The sequence below is a fragment of the Chitinophaga sp. genome (assembly GCF_036569125.1).
Lineage (GTDB): Bacteria > Bacteroidota > Bacteroidia > Chitinophagales > Chitinophagaceae > Chitinophaga.
Genome location: NZ_DATCRF010000082.1, coordinates 1 through 18,010, shown reverse-complemented (window position 1 = coordinate 18,010; position 18,010 = coordinate 1). Strand labels below are relative to the sequence as shown.

At 49.0% G+C, this 18,010-nt stretch carries 15 protein-coding genes; 7 read left to right on the top strand and 8 right to left on the bottom strand.

The genetic code is table 11. The features are described 5' to 3' along the window. Together gltB and VIM87_RS03000 are read right to left on the bottom strand one after the other, a co-directional pair. A partial coding sequence (gltB, locus tag VIM87_RS03005) for a glutamate synthase large subunit (RefSeq protein ID WP_331995532.1) occupies positions 1-4,423 on the bottom strand: 4,423 nt, incomplete at its 3' end. Positions 4,424-4,807: 384 nt separating this feature from the next. After that, positions 4,808-6,352 (bottom strand): glycoside hydrolase family 10 protein, encoded by a 1,545-nt coding sequence (locus VIM87_RS03000; RefSeq protein ID WP_331995531.1) that lies wholly within the window; start codon positions 6,350-6,352, stop codon positions 4,808-4,810. A 119-nt stretch (positions 6,353-6,471) separates the two neighbouring features. Here VIM87_RS03000 and VIM87_RS02995 point away from each other — a divergent pair, with 119 nt between their 5' ends. Then, the gene (locus VIM87_RS02995) at positions 6,472-7,491 is read left to right on the top strand and encodes a DUF3500 domain-containing protein (protein WP_331995530.1); all 1,020 of its coding nucleotides are present in this window, start codon (positions 6,472-6,474) and stop codon (positions 7,489-7,491) included. On the opposite strand, the gene VIM87_RS02990 is transcribed toward VIM87_RS02995, so the two are convergent. Then, entirely contained in the window at positions 7,485-7,949 is a 465-nt protein-coding gene (locus VIM87_RS02990) for a methylglyoxal synthase (protein ID WP_331995529.1), read from the bottom strand. The genes VIM87_RS02995 and VIM87_RS02990 overlap by 7 nt on opposite strands. Positions 7,950-8,013: 64 nt before the next feature. Then, positions 8,014-8,529, bottom strand: coding sequence for a ferritin (locus VIM87_RS02985; protein WP_331995528.1), 516 nt, complete (start codon positions 8,527-8,529; stop codon positions 8,014-8,016). A 159-nt stretch (positions 8,530-8,688) separates the two neighbouring features. Between VIM87_RS02985 and VIM87_RS02980 the strand changes: the two genes are divergently transcribed. The 3 genes from VIM87_RS02980 (at position 8,689) to VIM87_RS02970 (ending at position 10,539) form a co-directional block, all read left to right on the top strand. Further along, on the top strand, positions 8,689-9,285 hold the full coding sequence (locus VIM87_RS02980; protein ID WP_089906930.1) for a NifU family protein: 597 nt from the start codon (positions 8,689-8,691) through the stop codon (positions 9,283-9,285). 92 nt (positions 9,286-9,377) lie between these two features. Then, on the top strand, positions 9,378-10,013 hold the full coding sequence (pnuC, locus tag VIM87_RS02975) for a nicotinamide riboside transporter PnuC (RefSeq protein WP_331995527.1): 636 nt from the start codon (positions 9,378-9,380) through the stop codon (positions 10,011-10,013). Next, the gene (locus tag VIM87_RS02970) at positions 10,006-10,539 is read left to right on the top strand and encodes an ATP-binding protein (RefSeq protein WP_331995526.1); all 534 of its coding nucleotides are present in this window, start codon (positions 10,006-10,008) and stop codon (positions 10,537-10,539) included. The genes pnuC and VIM87_RS02970 overlap by 8 nt, the downstream gene beginning before the upstream one ends. Positions 10,540-10,673: 134 nt before the next feature. On the opposite strand, the gene mtgA is transcribed toward VIM87_RS02970, so the two are convergent. Beyond that, the gene (gene mtgA, locus VIM87_RS02965; protein ID WP_331995525.1) at positions 10,674-11,417 is read right to left on the bottom strand and encodes a monofunctional biosynthetic peptidoglycan transglycosylase; all 744 of its coding nucleotides are present in this window, start codon (positions 11,415-11,417) and stop codon (positions 10,674-10,676) included. Between the two features lie 107 nt (positions 11,418-11,524). On the opposite strand from mtgA, the gene VIM87_RS02960 reads away from it, so the two are divergent. Continuing rightward, positions 11,525-12,142, top strand: coding sequence for an L-threonylcarbamoyladenylate synthase (locus VIM87_RS02960; protein WP_331995524.1), 618 nt, complete (start codon positions 11,525-11,527; stop codon positions 12,140-12,142). Between the two features lie 2 nt (positions 12,143-12,144). Then, entirely contained in the window at positions 12,145-12,435 is a 291-nt protein-coding gene (locus VIM87_RS02955; protein WP_331995523.1) for a hypothetical protein, read from the top strand. Between the two features lie 167 nt (positions 12,436-12,602). Here the strand turns inward: VIM87_RS02955 and VIM87_RS02950 are convergent, their stop codons facing one another. The 3 genes from VIM87_RS02950 to polA all read right to left on the bottom strand — a co-directional run bounded on the left by VIM87_RS02950 (position 12,603) and on the right by polA (position 17,621). Continuing rightward, a complete protein-coding gene (locus VIM87_RS02950) occupies positions 12,603-13,745 on the bottom strand; it encodes an aminopeptidase C (protein ID WP_331995522.1) in 1,143 nt (380 codons plus the stop codon). Positions 13,746-13,932: 187 nt separating this feature from the next. After that, a complete protein-coding gene (locus tag VIM87_RS02945) occupies positions 13,933-14,487 on the bottom strand; it encodes a GNAT family N-acetyltransferase (protein ID WP_331995521.1) in 555 nt (184 codons plus the stop codon). A gap of 308 nt (positions 14,488-14,795) precedes the next feature. Further along, a complete protein-coding gene (gene polA, locus VIM87_RS02940; protein ID WP_331995520.1) occupies positions 14,796-17,621 on the bottom strand; it encodes a DNA polymerase I in 2,826 nt (941 codons plus the stop codon). Between the two features lie 105 nt (positions 17,622-17,726). On the opposite strand from polA, the gene VIM87_RS02935 reads away from it, so the two are divergent. After that, positions 17,727-18,010: arsenate reductase family protein (locus tag VIM87_RS02935; RefSeq protein ID WP_331995519.1), on the top strand; the 284-nt coding region annotated here is incomplete at its 3' end.

Here is an 18,010-nt window from a genome sequence, read left to right as displayed (position 1 = left end):
ATATGAACTTGGCTACGGTACTGTTCGTGTAGGCGTGGTGTTTGGTGATCAGGTCGTGCAGCTTGCTCACATCTTCCTGCTCCAGTGGATCCAAGTCGATCATATCTTTATTGCACCTGCCTGCAAACGTGCCTTTTACATCATACACATAAGCAATACCACCGCTCATGCCTGCGCCAAAGTTGCGGCCTGTTTCGCCCAGTATTACGGCGCGGCCACCGGTCATGTATTCACAACCGTGATCGCCGGTGCCTTCTACTACTACGGTAGCGCCGGAGTTACGTACGCAAAAACGTTCGCCTGCTTTACCGCGGATGTAGGCTTCACCGGAGGTAGCGCCATACAGGGCTACGTTGCCGGCAATAATATTTTCCTCTGCTTTAAAGCCTGCTTCTGCATGCGGGTATACAATTATTTTGGCGCCGGATAATCCTTTACCAAAATAGTCATTGGCCTCGCCTTCCAGCTCCAGCGTTACGCCGCGCGTGTTAAAGGCGCCAAAGCTTTGCCCTGCAGAGCCCTGGAATTTAAAGTGAATGGTATCTTCCGGTAATCCTTCGCCCTTGTAGCGTTTGGATATTTCGTTGCTTAAGATAGTACCAATAGTACGGTCGGTATTTCTTACACTGAATTGCTGGAACACGCGTGTTTTCTTATCCAGCGCGGGCTGTGCGGCTTTCAGCAGCTGCCAGTCCAGCACTTCGCTGATCCCGTGATCCTGCTCTTCCTGTTTGTACAAACCTACTTCAGGAGCAGCGGGCTCGCGGTACAGGATAGATGAGAGGTCCAGTGTTTTATACTTCCAGTGATCCACACCTTCACGCACCTTCAGAGACTCAACCTGGCCTACCATTTCGTTGATGGTACGGAAGCCCAGGTCGGCCATGATCTCGCGCAGCTCTTCTACCAGGAATTTAAACAGGTTCACTACGTGATCTGCATTACCGGAGAAGCGTTTGCGCAGCTCAGGATCCTGTGTGGCTACCCCTACCGGGCAGGTGTTCACATGGCATTTACGCATCATGATACAACCTTCTACTACCAGGGCAGCAGTGGCTACGCCCCATTCCTCAGCGCCCAGCAAAGTAGCGATGGCAATATCGCGGCCGGTTTTCAGCTGACCATCGGATTGTACCACTACGCGGCTGCGCAGCTTATTACGTACCAGTGTCTGGTGCGTTTCGGCCAGGCCCAGCTCCCAGGGTAAACCGGCATGTTTGATAGAGCTTATCGGGGAGGCGCCGGTACCGCCGTCGTGACCAGAGATCAGCACTACATCGGCATGGGCTTTGGCCACACCGGCTGCAATGGTGCCTACACCGGCTTTGGATACCAGCTTAACGCTGATACGTGCGGCGCGGTTAGCATTCTTCAGGTCAAAGATCAGCTGTGCCAGATCCTCAATAGAATAAATATCATGGTGTGGCGGCGGAGAAATGAGGCCTACACCCGGGGTGGAGTGCCGCACTTTTGCGATCCAGTCATCCACTTTATGGCCGGGCAGCTGGCCACCCTCGCCGGGTTTGGCGCCCTGTGCCATTTTGATCTGCAGCTCATCTGCATTGGTAAGGTAGTAGCTGGTAACCCCAAAACGGGCGCTGGCTACCTGTTTAATGGCAGAACGCATGCTGTCGCCATTGGGCAGCTGCTCATAACGCAGCTCATCTTCACCACCCTCACCGGTATTGCTTTTAGCGCCGATCCGGTTCATGGCAATTGCCAGGGTGGAGTGGGCCTCGTGCGAGATGGAGCCAAAGCTCATAGCGCCGGTAGCAAAACGTTTCAGGATCACCTCTGCTGCTTCCACTTCCTCAATGGGAACAGAAGGGCGGGTGCGTTTGAACTCAAACATGCTGCGTAATGTGCAGGCCTTTTCGCTCTGCTCATTTACGGCTTTGGAATATTTTTTAAACAGGTTGTAATCGCCCTGGCGGGTGGCATACTGCAGCAGGTGTATGGTAGTGGGGTTAAAGAGGTGGAACTCACCTTTCCGTTTCCACTGGTATACACCGCCTACGGTTAAACGCTGTACGGGTGTTTCCTTGCGGCCAAAACCCATCCAGTGCTTAGCCAGCGTTTCGCGGGCTATTTCATCCAGGCCCATGCCCTGTATGCGGGATACGGCGCCGGCAAAATACTTATCTACTACCTGTTGATTAATGCCGAGTATTTCAAAGATCTGCGCACCCTGGTAAGACTGCAGGGTAGAGATACCCATCTTAGAGAACACTTTCAGCAGGCCTTCGCAGATTGCCTTGATGTAGTTCTTCTTCAGCTTATCCACATCGTACTCCGTTTCCAGCTTGCCATTCAGCTTCATATCGCGGATGGTGCTGAGCGCCAGGTAAGGGTTAATGGCAGTTGCGCCAAAACCTAACAGGGCGGCAAAGTGGTGTACTTCCCATACATCGCCGGCTTCTACGATCAGCCCTACCTGGCCACGGTAACCCTTGCGGATGAGGTGGTGGTGTACGGCGGATGCTGCCAGCAAAGACGGAATAGGCGCGTGCTCTGAATCAATGGAGCGGTCAGAGAGGATCACTACCTCAAAACCATCTTCCACTGCATCTACCGCGTAGCGGCATAAGCGGGCCAGGCCTTTTTCCAGAGAGCCGGGCTTACCATCGGCCTTAAAATATGTTTGTAAGGTTTTAGCCTGGAAAATACCGGTATCAATACTGCGGATCTTTTCCAGCTCATGATTGTTCAGGATCGGGTGGCGCAGGGCCAGGCCATGGCAGTGCAGCGGATCTTCATCCAGCAGGTTGCCGTTGTTACCTACAAAGGTAGCCAGCGACATTACCAGCCTTTCCCGGATAGGATCAATGGGCGGGTTGGTTACCTGTGCAAACAGCTGTTTGAAATAGCTGCTCAGGTGCTGGGGCTGATCGCTCAGCACAGCCAGCGGCACATCCGTACCCATAGAACCAATAGGCTCTTTACCATCCAGGGCCATGGGCGCAATGATCTGGTCCAGGTCCTCGGTGGTGTAACCAAATGCGCGCTGGTATTTAAAGATCTGGTCGTGCTCCAGGTGCGTAAAGGCTACGCGCGGTTCCGGCAGCTCTTCCAGGCGGATCTTATATTTATTCAGCCACTCTGCATAAGGCTGCTGGGTGCAAATGGTTTGCTTCAGCTCCTCATCGCCAATGATGCGGCCCTCGTCCATATTTACGATGAACATTTTACCGGGCTGCAGGCGGCCTTTTTCTTTAATATTCTTAGGATCAACCGGCAGTACCCCGGCTTCTGAAGCCATGATCACGCGGTCGTCCTTGGTTACTACAAAGCGGCTGGGGCGCAGACCGTTACGGTCCAGTGTGGCGCCAATGATCTTACCATCTGTAAAGGAGATGGAAGCAGGGCCGTCCCAGGGTTCCATTAAAGAAGCATGGTATTCATAGAACGCTTTCTTGGCCGGATCCATATCCTCATTACCATCCCAGGCTTCCGGTATCAGCATCATCATAACATGCGGCAGGGAGCGGCCGGTCATGGTGAGCAGCTCTATTACATTATCCAGGCTGGCGGAGTCTGACTGGCCTTCTTCTACGATAGGCAGCAGCATGTCCAGCTCTTCTTTGGAAAAATATTTGGTTACAAAGTCCCGCTCACCGGCACGCAGCCAGTTCAGGTTCCCTTTCAGCGTATTGATCTCACCATTATGCGCAATGTAGCGGTAAGGGTGGGCCAGGCGCCAGCTGGGGAAGGTGTTGGTAGCAAAGCGGGAGTGGATCAGCGCAAAGGCGGATACCATTTTCTCATCACTCAGGTCGGGATAATAATGGCGTACCTGGTAAGTGGTGAGCTGTCCTTTATATACAATGGTTTTGTAAGAAAGGGATGAGATATAGAACAGCGCCTTTTCTTTAGGCACCGTGTTACGTACGGTTTTGGAAATATAATTACGCAGTACGAAGAGCTTGCGTTCAAACGTTTCTGCGTCTGTTATATGATAGGGGCAGGCAATAAATACCTGCTCAATTTCCGGTTCTACGGAAAGGGCGCTTTCACCAATGCCATCGGGGCGTACCGGTACTTTGCGGTAACCCAGTATATCCAGTCCCAGTTTCTCAGCCGCTCGTTCAAAGATCTCGCGGCACTCTTCGCGCCAGCGGGGTTCTTTGGGAAAAAAGATCTGTCCTACGCCATATTTGCCGAATTCCGGCAGCGCAATCCCTATCTTCAGGCACTCGTCATAAAAAAATTCATGCGGCATCTGGATCAGGATACCGGCGCCGTCGCCGGTAGTGCGCTCACAACCGCAGGCACCACGGTGTTCCATGTTTTCCAGCATCGTCAGGGCATCCCGCACAATCTGGTGAGACTTACGTCCTTTAATGTGGGCCGTAAAACCAGTTCCGCAGGCGTCATGTTCAAATTCCGGACGATACAGGCCTTCCTGTTTTCTCACTTCAAGCATTCGTTTAAATTTTTGTATCAGGTACACTACACCTTTTAAGCTGTTGCTGGCCGGGAGAAGTACCATTATTATTTCGGGAACGGTTTAAAGATACTAAAATAACGCAGTATTTTTTATATAAACATTTGTTTATACCCTAAAATTTAGAAAAAATTAAAATTAAACGGAAATAAGTTGAATTTAATGAAAAAACAGGCTACACAAAAGTGCTAGTTGGGTCCCTGGGGAAGGGTAATATTCCATTAGGGGGAAAAGTATGGCAGGAATCTGCCATATTACTAAAACTTGTTTTACAGGGAGATGAATATACGGTTTAACCGCGATGTTGTATACCTGTACCGCAGAAGACTGCGATGTACTTTTATTAATAGATGTGCAACCTGTTTACGGGAATATAAAAATGGTTTTTCCATTCTGCACCTTTGTGCGCAGCGGCTCACTGGAAAAACTTTCATTCTGCATACGGTCCAGCGCGGTTACCACATATGTATAGGTATGGCCTTTCTGGTAGGTCATATCGGTGAACTGCGGGTCGGGCATTTGCGGTACCAGGGCCAGTATTTTCGTAGGGTCGTTCAGGTTCACTACCTGCGTACCTTCAAAACGGTACAGCACATACTGCTGCGTGCGTTGCAGGGTATCATCATCTGACCAATAGACCTGCAGGCCATTGGCCCGTTCAAACGCATCTATAAAGTAGGGCGATTTAGGGGCCTGCTGCTGGCCCAGCCAGGGCATTAAGGGGCGCAGGGCGGGGTAGCGGTACAGGTGGTTGTGCAAACTATCTTCTATACCCAGCGGGTTGCCGGAAAAGGATTTATTGCTGTAAAAAATGCTGCCCTGCACTGTGTTGAGGGTGCGGGCTTCTGCTATTTGCCGGGGCAGCTCACTGGGATCGCGCCAGGCAGCATTGCTGTTAATGCGGTATACGCCATGCCCAATGTACACATGACGGCCATAGCCATGCTGCGCCCACCAGTTCAGCAGCACCTCATAGGCTACCAGGCGGTGCCCGGTTTCCCAATACAGCTGGGGCGCTACATAATCGATCCAGCCATTCTTCAGCCATTTGAGCACATCGGCAAACAGATCGTCGTAATTGGTTTGGCCGCCGGTGGTATAGGAGCCTTCCATATCTTTATTATGGTTACGCCATACGCCAAAAGGGCTTATGCCGAACTTAACCCAGGGCTTAGCGGCTTTAATGGCCAGGCTTACCATGTGAACAAAGGTATCCACATTCTGGCGGCGCCAGTCGTCACGCATCATATTATTACCATACTGGCGGTAGGAGTTATTATCCGGGAACTCTTTGCCGGGAATGCGGTAAGGATAAAAGTAATCATCGAAATGTACGGCATCAATATCATAGCGGGTTACCACATCTTTAATGATCTGTGTTACATAGATACGGGCTTCCGGAATGCCGGGGTCGAAATATTTTCTATCGCCGTAGGTAACAAACCACTGCGGGCGCAAGCGGGTAATATGGTTGGGGGCGATGCTGCTGCGGCCTATGTTGAATACTGCACGGTAGGGGTTGAACCAGGCATGGAACTCCATACCGCGTTTATGGGTTTCCGTTACCATAAATTCCAGCGGATCATAATAGGGATTGGGGGCCTGCCCCTGTGAGCCGGTTAAGAATTCAGACCAGGGCTCAAAGGGGGATGCATAAAATGCATCGGTAGACGGGCGTACCTGTACTACCACGGCATTCATGCCGTTGCGCTGCTGCCGGTCCAGTATATCAATAAACTCCTGCTTTTGCTGTTCTGTACTTAAACCCCTGCGGGAGGGCCAGTCTATATTTTCCACGGTGGCTATCCATACGGCCCTGAGTTCCCTTTTGGGGGGTAGCTGTGCGTGTAAGGATGTTACTATGCAACACAATAACATAATACCCGCTGCCAATTGCTTCACATTCATCTACAATGCGTTACTTTAAAATGCTAAAAGTGCGAAAATAAGTAAAAAGTGTGCCACACATCAAACATCTACCACACATATTGATGCGTTTTATTATTTTGTTTCAACAATCCACGCTTATGCTCCTCCGTACTTTACTTCCGTGCCTGTTGCTGATAAGCAGCTCCAGGGCCTATGCACAATCAACCGGGAAAGATATTACTACTGCGGCGCAGCAGTTCCTGCAAACACTGGATGCCGGTACCCGGCAGCAGGCCGTATTTACCTGGGACGATGCGGAGCGTTTTCACTGGAACTTTGTGCCTATGCCACGCAAGGGATTGCCTATAAAAGCCATGAACAAGCAGCAGCAAACCGCGGCGCTGCACCTGCTGCAAACCTGTATGAGCGCACAGGGATATAAAAAAGCCACTTCTATTATTGCGCTGGAAAATGTGCTGAAGGTACTGGAAAACCGCGGGGCAGATGATCATTACCGGGACCCTACCAACTATTACTTCTCCGTATTCGGGGAGCCGGGGCCACAAAAGCCCTGGGGCTGGCGGCTGGAAGGGCACCACGTAAGCCTGAACTTTTCTGCTGCCAACAATACGCTGGTGGCCAGCACGCCCTCTTTCTTTGGCTCAAACCCGGGAATAGTGCCCTCCGGGCCGGAAAAAGGCAAACAGGTATTGAAACAGGAAGCGGTGCTGGGTTTTGAGCTGCTGCATTCTTTGGATAAAACACAGCTGCAGCAGGCTATGATACAAACCGATGCACCCCGGGAAATTATTACCGGCAACCAGCGCAAAGCCATGCTGCTGAACCCTCCGGGCCTTGCCTATAGCCAGATGAACCCGCGGCAGCAGCAAATGCTGCAACAGCTGGTAGCGGTGTATATTGATAACTACACCAAGCTGATGGCTGATATTTTACTGAAAGAAATTACCGCTGCCGGCTGGAACAATATGCACTTTGCCTGGGCAGGCGCCAGCGCCTGGGGCGGCGGGCATTATTACCGCATTCAGAACCCCGCGATATTAATAGAATATGATAATACCCAGAACAACGGCAACCATGTGCACACCGTGCTGCGCGATCTGAAAAATGATTTTGGCGAGGATGTGCTGCAGGAGCATTACCAGGCAGCGCACTACTGAACACTACTCACCTTCCGTCCCAGGTACTGGGAATAATCCGTTAGCAGCACTTCATAATCCTGGTGCATGAGCGGGGAGGTAAGCAAAAAATCAGCGCTGGTGCGGTTGCAGGCCATTGGAATGTTCCAAACGGCGCACAAACGCAGCAGCGCTTTAATATCAGGATCGTGTGGCAGCGCTTCCATAGGGTCCCAGAAAAAGACCACCGCATCAATATCGCCTTCCGCTACCATGGAGCCTATCTGCTGATCGCCGCCCAGGGGGCCGCTCAGCAGTTTGCGAACGGGTACATCCAGGTACTCTTCCAGCAACCTGCCGGTAGTACCGGTGGCATACAGCTCATGGCGGCTTAAAACGGTTTTATTATAAACGGCCCACTCTACCAGCTCCCCCTTTTTATGGTCATGCGCTATCAGCGCTACGCGTTTGCGTGCCTTCAGCGTTCTCTTAGATTGCATAGGTGTAATTTGTAATACAAAATACACAGAATTAAAACAACTTGCAATCCTAACCTGTCACACTTTAGTGTTGATCTTCTGTACGCAGGGTGCCCATATCCCGGTCAAAAATGTATAAGCCGCCTTTATCCTCCCCGATCAGCTTCAGCTTATCCAGGATCTTGCTGGCCATTTTTTCTTCTTCGATCTGCTCGTTCACATACCATTGCAGAAAGGTGTGCGTGGTATAGTCTTTCTCCTGCAGGCAAAGCTCTACCAGCTTATTGATCTCTGTAGATACCAGTATTTCATGTTTCAGCACCTGCTCAAAAATATCATGTATGTTATTAAACTGTAAAGGGGGCTGCTTCAGCGCGGGTACAATGCCAAAACCACCGCGGTCGTTAATGAAGGTTAGCAGCTTGAGCATGTGGATGCGCTCTTCATCGGAGTGCCGGAACAGGAACTGGGCAATGCCGTTATAACCCTGCACATCGGCCCAGGAAGCCATAGCCAGGTAGTATTGGGATGAGGCGGCTTCCAGCTCCACCTGTTCGTTCAATGCCTTTTCTGTGTTGGTTGATAGCTTTTTGTATAGCATAAGAAAAGTGTTTAAAACGGTGCTTCAAATGGTTTATTCTGAACGAATATAATCATTTGCCTATAAGCCTATTGCAAAAATCGATGGAATATCACACCTGACGTTCCAACTTTCTGGCTGAAAGTTGCTACCTTTGTTGTGTTAAATAAGGTTAAGAAAATGATTAAAACAGGCAATCCCATCATCAGTATCTATACGGAAATGACGCCGAACCCGGAAACCATGAAGTTTGTGGCTAACAAGCTCCTGTATCCCGGCAAAAGCATTGATTTCCCTGATGAGGCCAGCGCGAAACCTTCTCCCCTGGCTGTGGAACTGTTCAGCTTCCCCTTTATACGGGGCGTATTTATAATGGCCAATTTTATTACCCTGACCAAAACTCCTGATACAGACTGGATGGATGTGATACCTTCCATTAAGGCGTTCCTGAAGGAATACCTGGAAGATAACCGCCCCATTATTAACGAGGAGGAGATTGTGGTAACAAAAACTGCGGCCACCAATGAAGTAAGTGCTGATGACAGTGACGTGGTAAAACGTATTAAAGAATTACTGGAGAACTATGTGAAGCCTGCCGTTGAAATGGACGGTGGCGCCATACAGTTCAAGGACTATAACGAAGGCGTGGTGAAACTGATGCTGCAGGGGTCCTGCTCCGGTTGCCCTTCTTCCATGATCACCTTAAAAGCAGGTATTGAAGGCATGATGAAACGCATGATACCTGAAGTAAGGGAAGTAGTGGCGGAAGCAGAATAATAAGCCATAGTTGAGAAGAATGATAGTGTTAAAAGGAGCGCAGTCTTAGTGACTGTGCTTTTTTATTTGCCCCTACCGATTACATTTGCACCATGAATTTTCAGGCCATATACCAAAGCCTGCTGGATGGCGTGCATGCCATGAGCTGGCTGGAGATCATTGCCGCCCTGTTTGGCGCCATCAGCGTGGTTTGCAGCAAACAAAACAGCATTTGGCTATACCCTACCGGTTTGGTAAGCACCGGCATTTATGTGTACCTGCTATCGCGGGAGCAGTTCCGCCTGTATGCAGAGGCTACGCTGAATGCCTATTATTTTGTGATGAGCGTATATGGCTGGTACCACTGGGCGCATAAAGATGCGCAGCAGCATACTACTGAAGTGGCCTGGGCTACCCGGCGGGATTGGGTGGTAACCGTGCTGATAGCCGTGTTTGGCTGGGCGCTGTTCTATGTGCTGCTGCGGAACTTTTCCAATTCCGATGTACCGCTGGTGGATGCCTTTGTATCTGCCACGGCCTGCGCCGGCATGTGGCTGCTGGCCAAGCGGAAGATTGAGAACTGGGTAGTATTGAATGTATCTAACCTGGTGGCAGTGCCGCTGCTGTTCCATAAAAAATTATATCCCACTGCATTACTCACCATCTTCCTGTTCATAGTAGCTGTAATGGGATATTTCAGCTGGAAGAAGATCCGGGAAGCACAGGAAAAAAATGCCCTGCATGCATAAGATAGTAGTACTGGGACCGGAATCAACCGGCAAAAGCACGCTGAGCCAAAAGCTGGCCGCACATTACAACACGGTGTGGACGCCGGAGTATGCACGGGAGTATATTGAAAATCTATCTCCGTACCGGCCCTATGAGCAGCACGATCTGCTGGCCATTGCCGAGGGGCAGCTGCAGCTGGAAGATGAAAAAGCGCAACAGGCCGGCGACCTGCTGATATGCGATACTGACCTGTACGTGATCAAAGTTTGGAGCGAACATAAATACGGGCAGTGCGACCCCCAGATACTGGAACATATTGCCGGCCGCCGGTACGACCTGTATTTATTGACCTATATAGATATTCCCTGGGAAAATGATCCGCAGCGGGAGTATCCTGATCCGCAGATGCGGGAATATTTTTACCGCATTTACCGGGATATTGTAATGAACAGCGGGGTACCGTGGGCGGATATACGCGGTAGCTATGAAGAGAGGGAAGCGAAGGCGATTGCAGCGGTGGATGCCCTGAGGAATGTAAAATCATAAACGTAAAATTTCAAACCGACGAAGGAGGTTCATAGAGACCATTGAAAAGACTTTATGAACGAGATAAATGCAAAAGGGGAATGCTACGGATCGCGGCATTCCCCTTTTACATTTATGATTTAAAATTTTACATTTTACATTCTCTTAGACGTTTTCTTCGTTTCCAGCTTTGCTACTACCAGTGCTGCTACATCGGGATCACCGGTGAGGTTGCGCATCTGGGTCAGGATCCTGCGCTGGCGCCAGCTGGTGATACGTGCCGGCGGATTTACTGTATATTTTACCGGGTTGGGCAGGGCAGCGGTGATCATAGCAGCCTGCTCACGGTTTAAGGCAGCGGCAGATTTATGATAGTATTGCTGTGCGGCGGCTTCAAAACCAAAAATGCCATCGCCGGTTTGGGCCACATTCATATACATTTCCAGGATGCGTTTTTTGCCCCAGAGCTTTTCTATCATAAAAGTAAAATACACCTCCAGCCCTTTGCGCACCCAGCTGCGGCCCTGCCATAAGAACACGTTTTTGGCTACCTGCTGGCTAATGGTGCTGGCGCCGCGGATCTTTTTACTTTTCTGGTTATGCTTCATGGCCTTTTCAATGGATTTAAAATCAAATCCATCGTGGTCCGGGAACAGCTGATCCTCACTGGCTATAACAGCCAGCTTAGCGTATTGGGAAATATCTTCCGAATCGGCCCAGGTTTTGTGAAAATGTTTGTCCGTACCCCAGAGGCTTACCCAGCTGGAGATCATGGTGATGGTAATAGGAGGATTGACCCAGCGTAACAAGATCAGGTATACGAAATGTGCAATAAACAGGATCAGCAGTACGCGTCTCAGTTTTTTCCAGGTTCTGGGTACAATTCCTTTTAATTCCATTCAGGCCGGTTTAAACAAAAATCGGCCGAAAGGTATATAAAATTTAGTTTAGGAAATGGTACTACCTTTGTTATATAAGATCATTTATCATCATTTAATTGGAGCTCATGCTATTACAATTGCACCCGGAAAATCCCAATGCCCGTCATTTGAAAACGATCGTGGAATGTTTACGGAATGGTGGCGTGATCATTTACCCTACTGATACCGTGTATGGTATGGGCTGCGATATCTCACAGCCCAAGGCCATAGAACGTATTTGCCGCATTAAGCAGATAGATCCGAAGAAGGCGCACTTCTCCTTTATCTGTTATGATCTGAGCCATTTGTCGGACTACGCCAAAAGTGTGGATACACCGGTGTTCCGTATGCTAAAGAAGGCGCTGCCCGGGCCTTATACCTTTATTTTACCGGCCAGCAGGCAGGTGCCCAAAATGCTGAAAACGAAAAGGGATGCAGTGGGCATACGCGTGCCGGATAACAATATTTGCCGTACTATTGTAAAGGAATTGGGTAACCCGATCATGAGCACCTCTTTGCCGGTTGAGCACTACGTGGAAGAATATACGGACCCGGAGATCATCCAGGAAAAGTTTGGAAAGATAGTGGATATTGTGGTGGATGGCGGCATGGGAGGTATTACTTTTTCTACGGTAATAGACCTTACCGGGCCGGAGCCGGAAGTGATCCGGGAAGGTGCCGGCAGCTTAGAACTGATTGGTTAACAATGAAGATGTTATTACGTTATATAGGGATAGCAGCATTGCTGCTAACGGCAGCAAAGGCTGGTGCGCAGAGTTTGCGCCTGCCTGCACAGGGGGCTGATACTGTTAAGCGGGCGCCTTTACCGGCGTATATGCTTACGCCTGCCACTTCTGTGGCGCCGGGGGCTTATTATCAGCAGCATTTTGGTGTTTTTTGCAAACAGGAATGGTTGCTGGAAAAACAGGTGCGTGTGCCGGTGAAGCTGCGGCTGGGAACTTACCAGTATACGCAAAAGCTGGAAGGGAAGCCGTGAGGGAATGTAAAATGATAAATCATAAATGTAAAATTTCAAATGTAAAAGGGGAATGCTACGGATCGCAGCATTCCCCTTTTACATTTTACAGTTATGATTTATCTCGTTCACAAAGTCTTTTCAATGGCCTCTATGAACCTCCTTCGTCGGTTTGAAATTTTACATTCTTACTTAATCCCCATTTTCTTGGCTATATCTGCGGGAATAGATTTTTTGTTCACCAGTATGTTGGTGGTTTTGTAAGCAAAGTACGGTACAGAGGCATAAAAGTAACCCTGTCCGAAATTGCCGGTACCCCAGGAGTTCTTAACCCGGAAATATTTATTGCCGTTCTGGTCTTTTGCCAGGCCTACTATGTGCATACCATGATCGTCCTGGGTTTCATAATTATCAAAAGCCAGCTGGCGCACTTCAGGAGTGATGGTTTTTTCCGTGCCTGGTTCTTCAAACAATTTCTTGCGCTCTTCTGCGGTCATTTCGTCCCAGTCTTTTTCCGGTACTACGGCCAGGCCGTTGGGAAAGCTGAAATATTTTTCACTTACATCTGCTGCCCAGGCTACGGTGTAACCGGTGTTGATGGCGTTTTCCGCAATGCTGATCATATCGTTCAGGGGTACATTGTACACTTTTTCCCAGTTCCAGTTGTCCGGTACTTCCAGCACAAACTGTTCGTAATAAGGGTGGTGGGTAAAGGAGGTAACGATCACATAATCATCTGCATTCAGGCCCAGCTCTTTGGCAAAAGACTGCGGGGTATATGATTTGCCTTTGTATTCAAACTTTTCAGGTGCATCGCCCATGTAACTATTCAGTACACCGTCAAAAGCTTTTTGCCAATTGGGGTTGATGGCGCCTTCCCGGTTGCCGATATTTTTTACAAAGCCTTCCAGCAGGCTTTCCATTTCGGCATGGTTGTACATTTTGGTACGGTTACCATCATATACGGTTTGGGGCACCAGGCCGTAACGGCGCAGGCACAACAGGTCGTCGGGGAAGCCGCCGCCTTCGCCAAAATTAGCTTTGCCGTGCATACGAACGTAGTTAGCTGCTTTAAGAGGATACATTTTACGTACTACATACATTTCGCTCAGGTTCAGGCCCTCGCCTTTACCGTTGCGCAATAATTCCGATTCCAGAAAAGAAAGGCCGGAAAAAGACCAGCAGGTGCCTGTCATACCCTGGTTCTGCACATCATAGGCATCCAGGTTCTTAATGGTGGTGAATTGGTAATGGCTGCCTTCTTTGTTGGTGTTCTGCGCCATTACAGCGGTAGAGGAGAGTAGTGCTGCGCACACGATCCATTTTTTCATACAATTGCAAGTTTGTTTTGTTGTTTGCCTGTTAAACAGTTCAATAAGAGCCCCCAGAGATACGCCCGTAAGCGTAAATTAATTATGGTTGGTTCATTAAAAGCAGGTGCCTTCAATAAACAAGTCGCCAAAAATAAGGGAATGACGGGAATGCGGTGTATAAAAGATGGATGAGCGGAAGGGAGCCCTAAGAGCGGCTTTCCAGTTGATCCTTTTCTACAAATGCGGTGTATTGTTCTCTTGTGATGGCCCACTGCCAGAGCTGTTCATTTTCCTTGTCGGATACTTCGCCGGCAAACTGCATCCCGGCTTTTTGCAGGATCTTTACGGAGGCGTTATACTCTTCTTCCGTATGCGCTACTACTTTTTGTACGTAGCTGTGGCTAAATGCAAAGCGGATAAGGGCTGCTGCCAGCTCTGTACCATAGCCCTGCTCCCGGTAATCGGCCGTTATTTCGTAACCTATTTCTACCATCCCGTTCTTGTCAGGCCGTTCCTTAAAACCGCCGGAGCCAATGAGGCGGCGGTCTTCCCGGTGTATCACCAGGTAAAAGAACCAGCCCAGCATAGAAGGATCGTTCCGGAGTTTATCATAGGCAACCAGTATGATTTCCGGAAACTCTGTCCAGTATTCCGGAATATCTATGCCCAGCAGATCCGCCAAAACATCGTTGCCCTGCAACAGCGCTTCAAAGTACTGCAGGGAGCATGGTAATAATTGTAATCTTGATGTTTGGATCATGAACGAAAGCTAGTAAACGTATTTGGGAAATACAAGCATAACAAGCTGCTAGTTGTTAATATTTTATTAGGGCACAATGGCAGTTTTTTATCAAATAAAGTACAAAAGTAAATTGATAAATCATAGCATAATTTTCCCGCCGGTAAATATAAACCCCGATCCATGGATGGCTGTACAGGCCTGTACTGCGGGTATTATGCAGTTTTTTTAACAGGCGCATGATCACTATGGAACTTACCCTGTATAAATTCAGAACGCAGCAGGTGTTAAGCTGCTGCGTTCTGTCAATAAGTAGTAAATATTATTGACTAATGCGCCTCCAGCCAGTTCTTGCCGGCGCCTATTTCCGCTTCAACCGGTACGGCCAGCGGCAGGGCATTGCGCATGCATTCCAGTATAAGGGGTTTAATGGTTTCCACCTCTGAATGGTGGGCATCAAACACCAATTCATCATGCACCTGCAGGATCATGCGGGATTTAAGGTTATGCTGCTTAAAGGTATTGTGCACCGCTATCATAGCCAGCTTTATCATATCAGCAGCGGTACCCTGTATAGGCATGTTAATGGCGTTACGCTCTGCATAACCGCGTACTACTGCGTTGGAGGAGTTAATATCCTTTAGCCAGCGCTTGCGGCCCAGCTGCGTTTGTACGTAACCGTTCTTCTGTGCAAAGCTGATCTGTTTTTCCATATACCCCTTAATAGAAGGGTACTGGGTAAAATAGTTGTCAATAAGCATTTTGGCTTCTGAACGGGGTATGCCCAGGTTTTCAGACAGGCCAAAGGCGCTTTGCCCGTATATGATACCAAAGTTTACGCTTTTGGCGTTGCGGCGCATGTCGGAGGTTACTTCCGACATATCCACCCCATATACCTTTGCTGCGGTAGCAATGTGAATATCCAGCCCTTTCTGAAAAGCATCTATCATCTGTGCATCTTCACTAATAGCGGCAATAATGCGCAGCTCAATCTGTGAATAGTCGGCAGAGAGTAATACATATTCCTCATTACGCGGTACAAAAGCTTTACGCACTTCACGGCCACGGTCTGTACGAATGGGAATATTCTGCAGGTTAGGATTGTTGGAGCTTAAACGCCCTGTTACGGCTACGGCCTGGTTGTAAGAAGTGTGAATGCGGTTGGTGCGTTTGTTGATCATTAACGGTAACGCATCAACGTAAGTTGATTTCAGCTTGCTTAACTCGCGGAAAATAAGAATGTCTTCCACGATCTGGTGCTTAACAGAGAGCTTCGCCAGCACATCCTCACCCGTAGCGTATTGCCCCGTGCGGGTTTTCTTGGCTTTGGGATCCAGCTGCAGCTTTTCAAACAGCACCTCTCCCAGCTGTTTAGGCGATGCTAGATTAAAGCGTACGCCGGCCTGCTGGTACACACTTTCTTCGGCCCTTTTTATTTCGCCTTCCAGCTCGCGGGAGTAATCGGCCAGGGTTTGATTATTTACTGCAATGCCCTCATACTCCATATCCGTAAGCACGCGCACCAAAGGATTTTCTACTTCATAAAAAACTTTATCAACACTTTTTTGCGTGAGCAGCGGTACAAATTTTTCTTTCAGCTGCAAGGTAATGTCGGCATCTTCCGCGGCATATTCCTTGATCTTTTCCAGCTCCACATCGCGCATGTTGCCCTGACCTTTTCCCTTTTTACCAATAAGCGTTTCAATGGATACCGGTGCGTACTGCAGGTATTGTGCGCTCAGCAGATCCATGCCCCGCCGGCCTTCCGGCTCAATCAGGTAATGCGCCAGCATGGTATCAAAGATGGGCCCTTTAATCTCCAGGCCATACCATTTCAGCACCAGCATATCGTACTTAATGTTCTGCCCTACAAAAGTGATCTGCTCATTTTCAAACAGGGGGCGGAAGGTTTCCAGGATAGCTTTGGTGGCCTGCTGGTCGGTGGGTACCGGTACATACCAGCCTTCATGTTTACAGCAGGCAAAGCTCATACCCACCATTTCCACGGCATTGGCATCAGTGCCGGTGGTTTCGGTATCAAAACAGATCTCTTTTTGCTGTTGTAAATGTGCAATGAGCTCCGCTATTTTCTCCGGTGTATCTACCAGGCGGTAGGTATGTTCTGTATTATCAATGTTCTTATCGGCCAGCAGTACGTTAATGCCGCTGTCTGCATTCTCTTCACGTGCAGCTAAAATGCCGGTATCTTCTACAATATTGCCGAAAAGGTCCTGCTGCTGGGGCTTTGCGGGCAGGGGCGCTTCTGTGTTGGCTGATGAAAAGCCATCGCCCAAAATCCTTTTGCCCAGTGTTTTGAACTCCAGCTCCGTGAAAATTTCCGTAAGCTTTTCTTTATTAGGTTCCTTGATGCAAAAGTCTTCTTCATGAAAAGTGCAGGGCACATCGGTAATAATGGTAGCCAGCTGTTTGGACATGAGAGCGTCTGCGGATCCGGCTTTGATCTTCTCTCCCATTTTACCGCCAATGGTATCTGCATTGGCCAGCACATTTTCCAGGGAATGGTATTGAGATAACAGCTTCATGGCGGTTTTTTCGCCAATGCCGGCAATACCGGGAATGTTATCCACCGCATCGCCCATCAGGCCCAGGATATCTATTACCTGGTGCACATCGGTGATCTGCCACTTGGCGCAAATTTCTTTGGGCCCCATGATCTCCTCTTTATTACCCATGTAGGGCGGCTTGTAAATGAATACATTTTCTTTTACCAGCTGTCCGTAATCCTTATCCGGCGTTACCATATACACGTCGTAACCCACGTTGGCGGCCTGCCAGGCCAGGGTGCCTATCACATCATCGGCCTCATAGCCATCTACTTCAATTACGGGGATGTTAAAGCCTTCAATAATGCGCTTAATATCCGGCAGCGCATCGGTAAGATCCTCGGGGGCCTCCTGCCGGTTGGCCTTATATGCTTCAAAGGAGGTATGCCGTTCTGTGGGTGCTGCCGTATCAAAAGCCACTGCCATGTGTGTGGGCTTTTCTTTGTTGATGAGGTCCAGCAGGGTGGTGGTAAAACCAAACTGCGCGTTGGTATTACGGCCGGCTGTGGTTAACCGTGGATTTCTGATAAGGGCATAATAAGCACGGTAAATGAGTGCCATAGCATCCAGTAAAAACAATTTCTTTTGCATGCGCTAAACCTACGTGAATTTGAGTAATGTGCAAAGTTAGGAGTTTAAAGTTTGAAAGTTTTTACGGCCGCTGTAAGTTTGAGGGGGAATTATACCTGGATAAACATGAAGAAATTATACCATTTGTCGAGCTGCAGCACCTGCAAAAAAATTATTGCGGAAACCGGCGTTCAGAAAAAGGGGTTTGTATTGCAGGACATTAAAACGGAGCACATTACCCCGGCCCAGCTGGATGAAATGGCTAAGCTGGCGGGCAGCTATGAAGCGCTGTTCAGCCGCCGCAGTCAAAAGTACCGGCCCATGGGCTTACATGAAAAAACGTTGACGGAAAAAGACTACCGGGACCTGATATTGCAGGAATATACTTTCCTGAAACGGCCGGTAGCCAT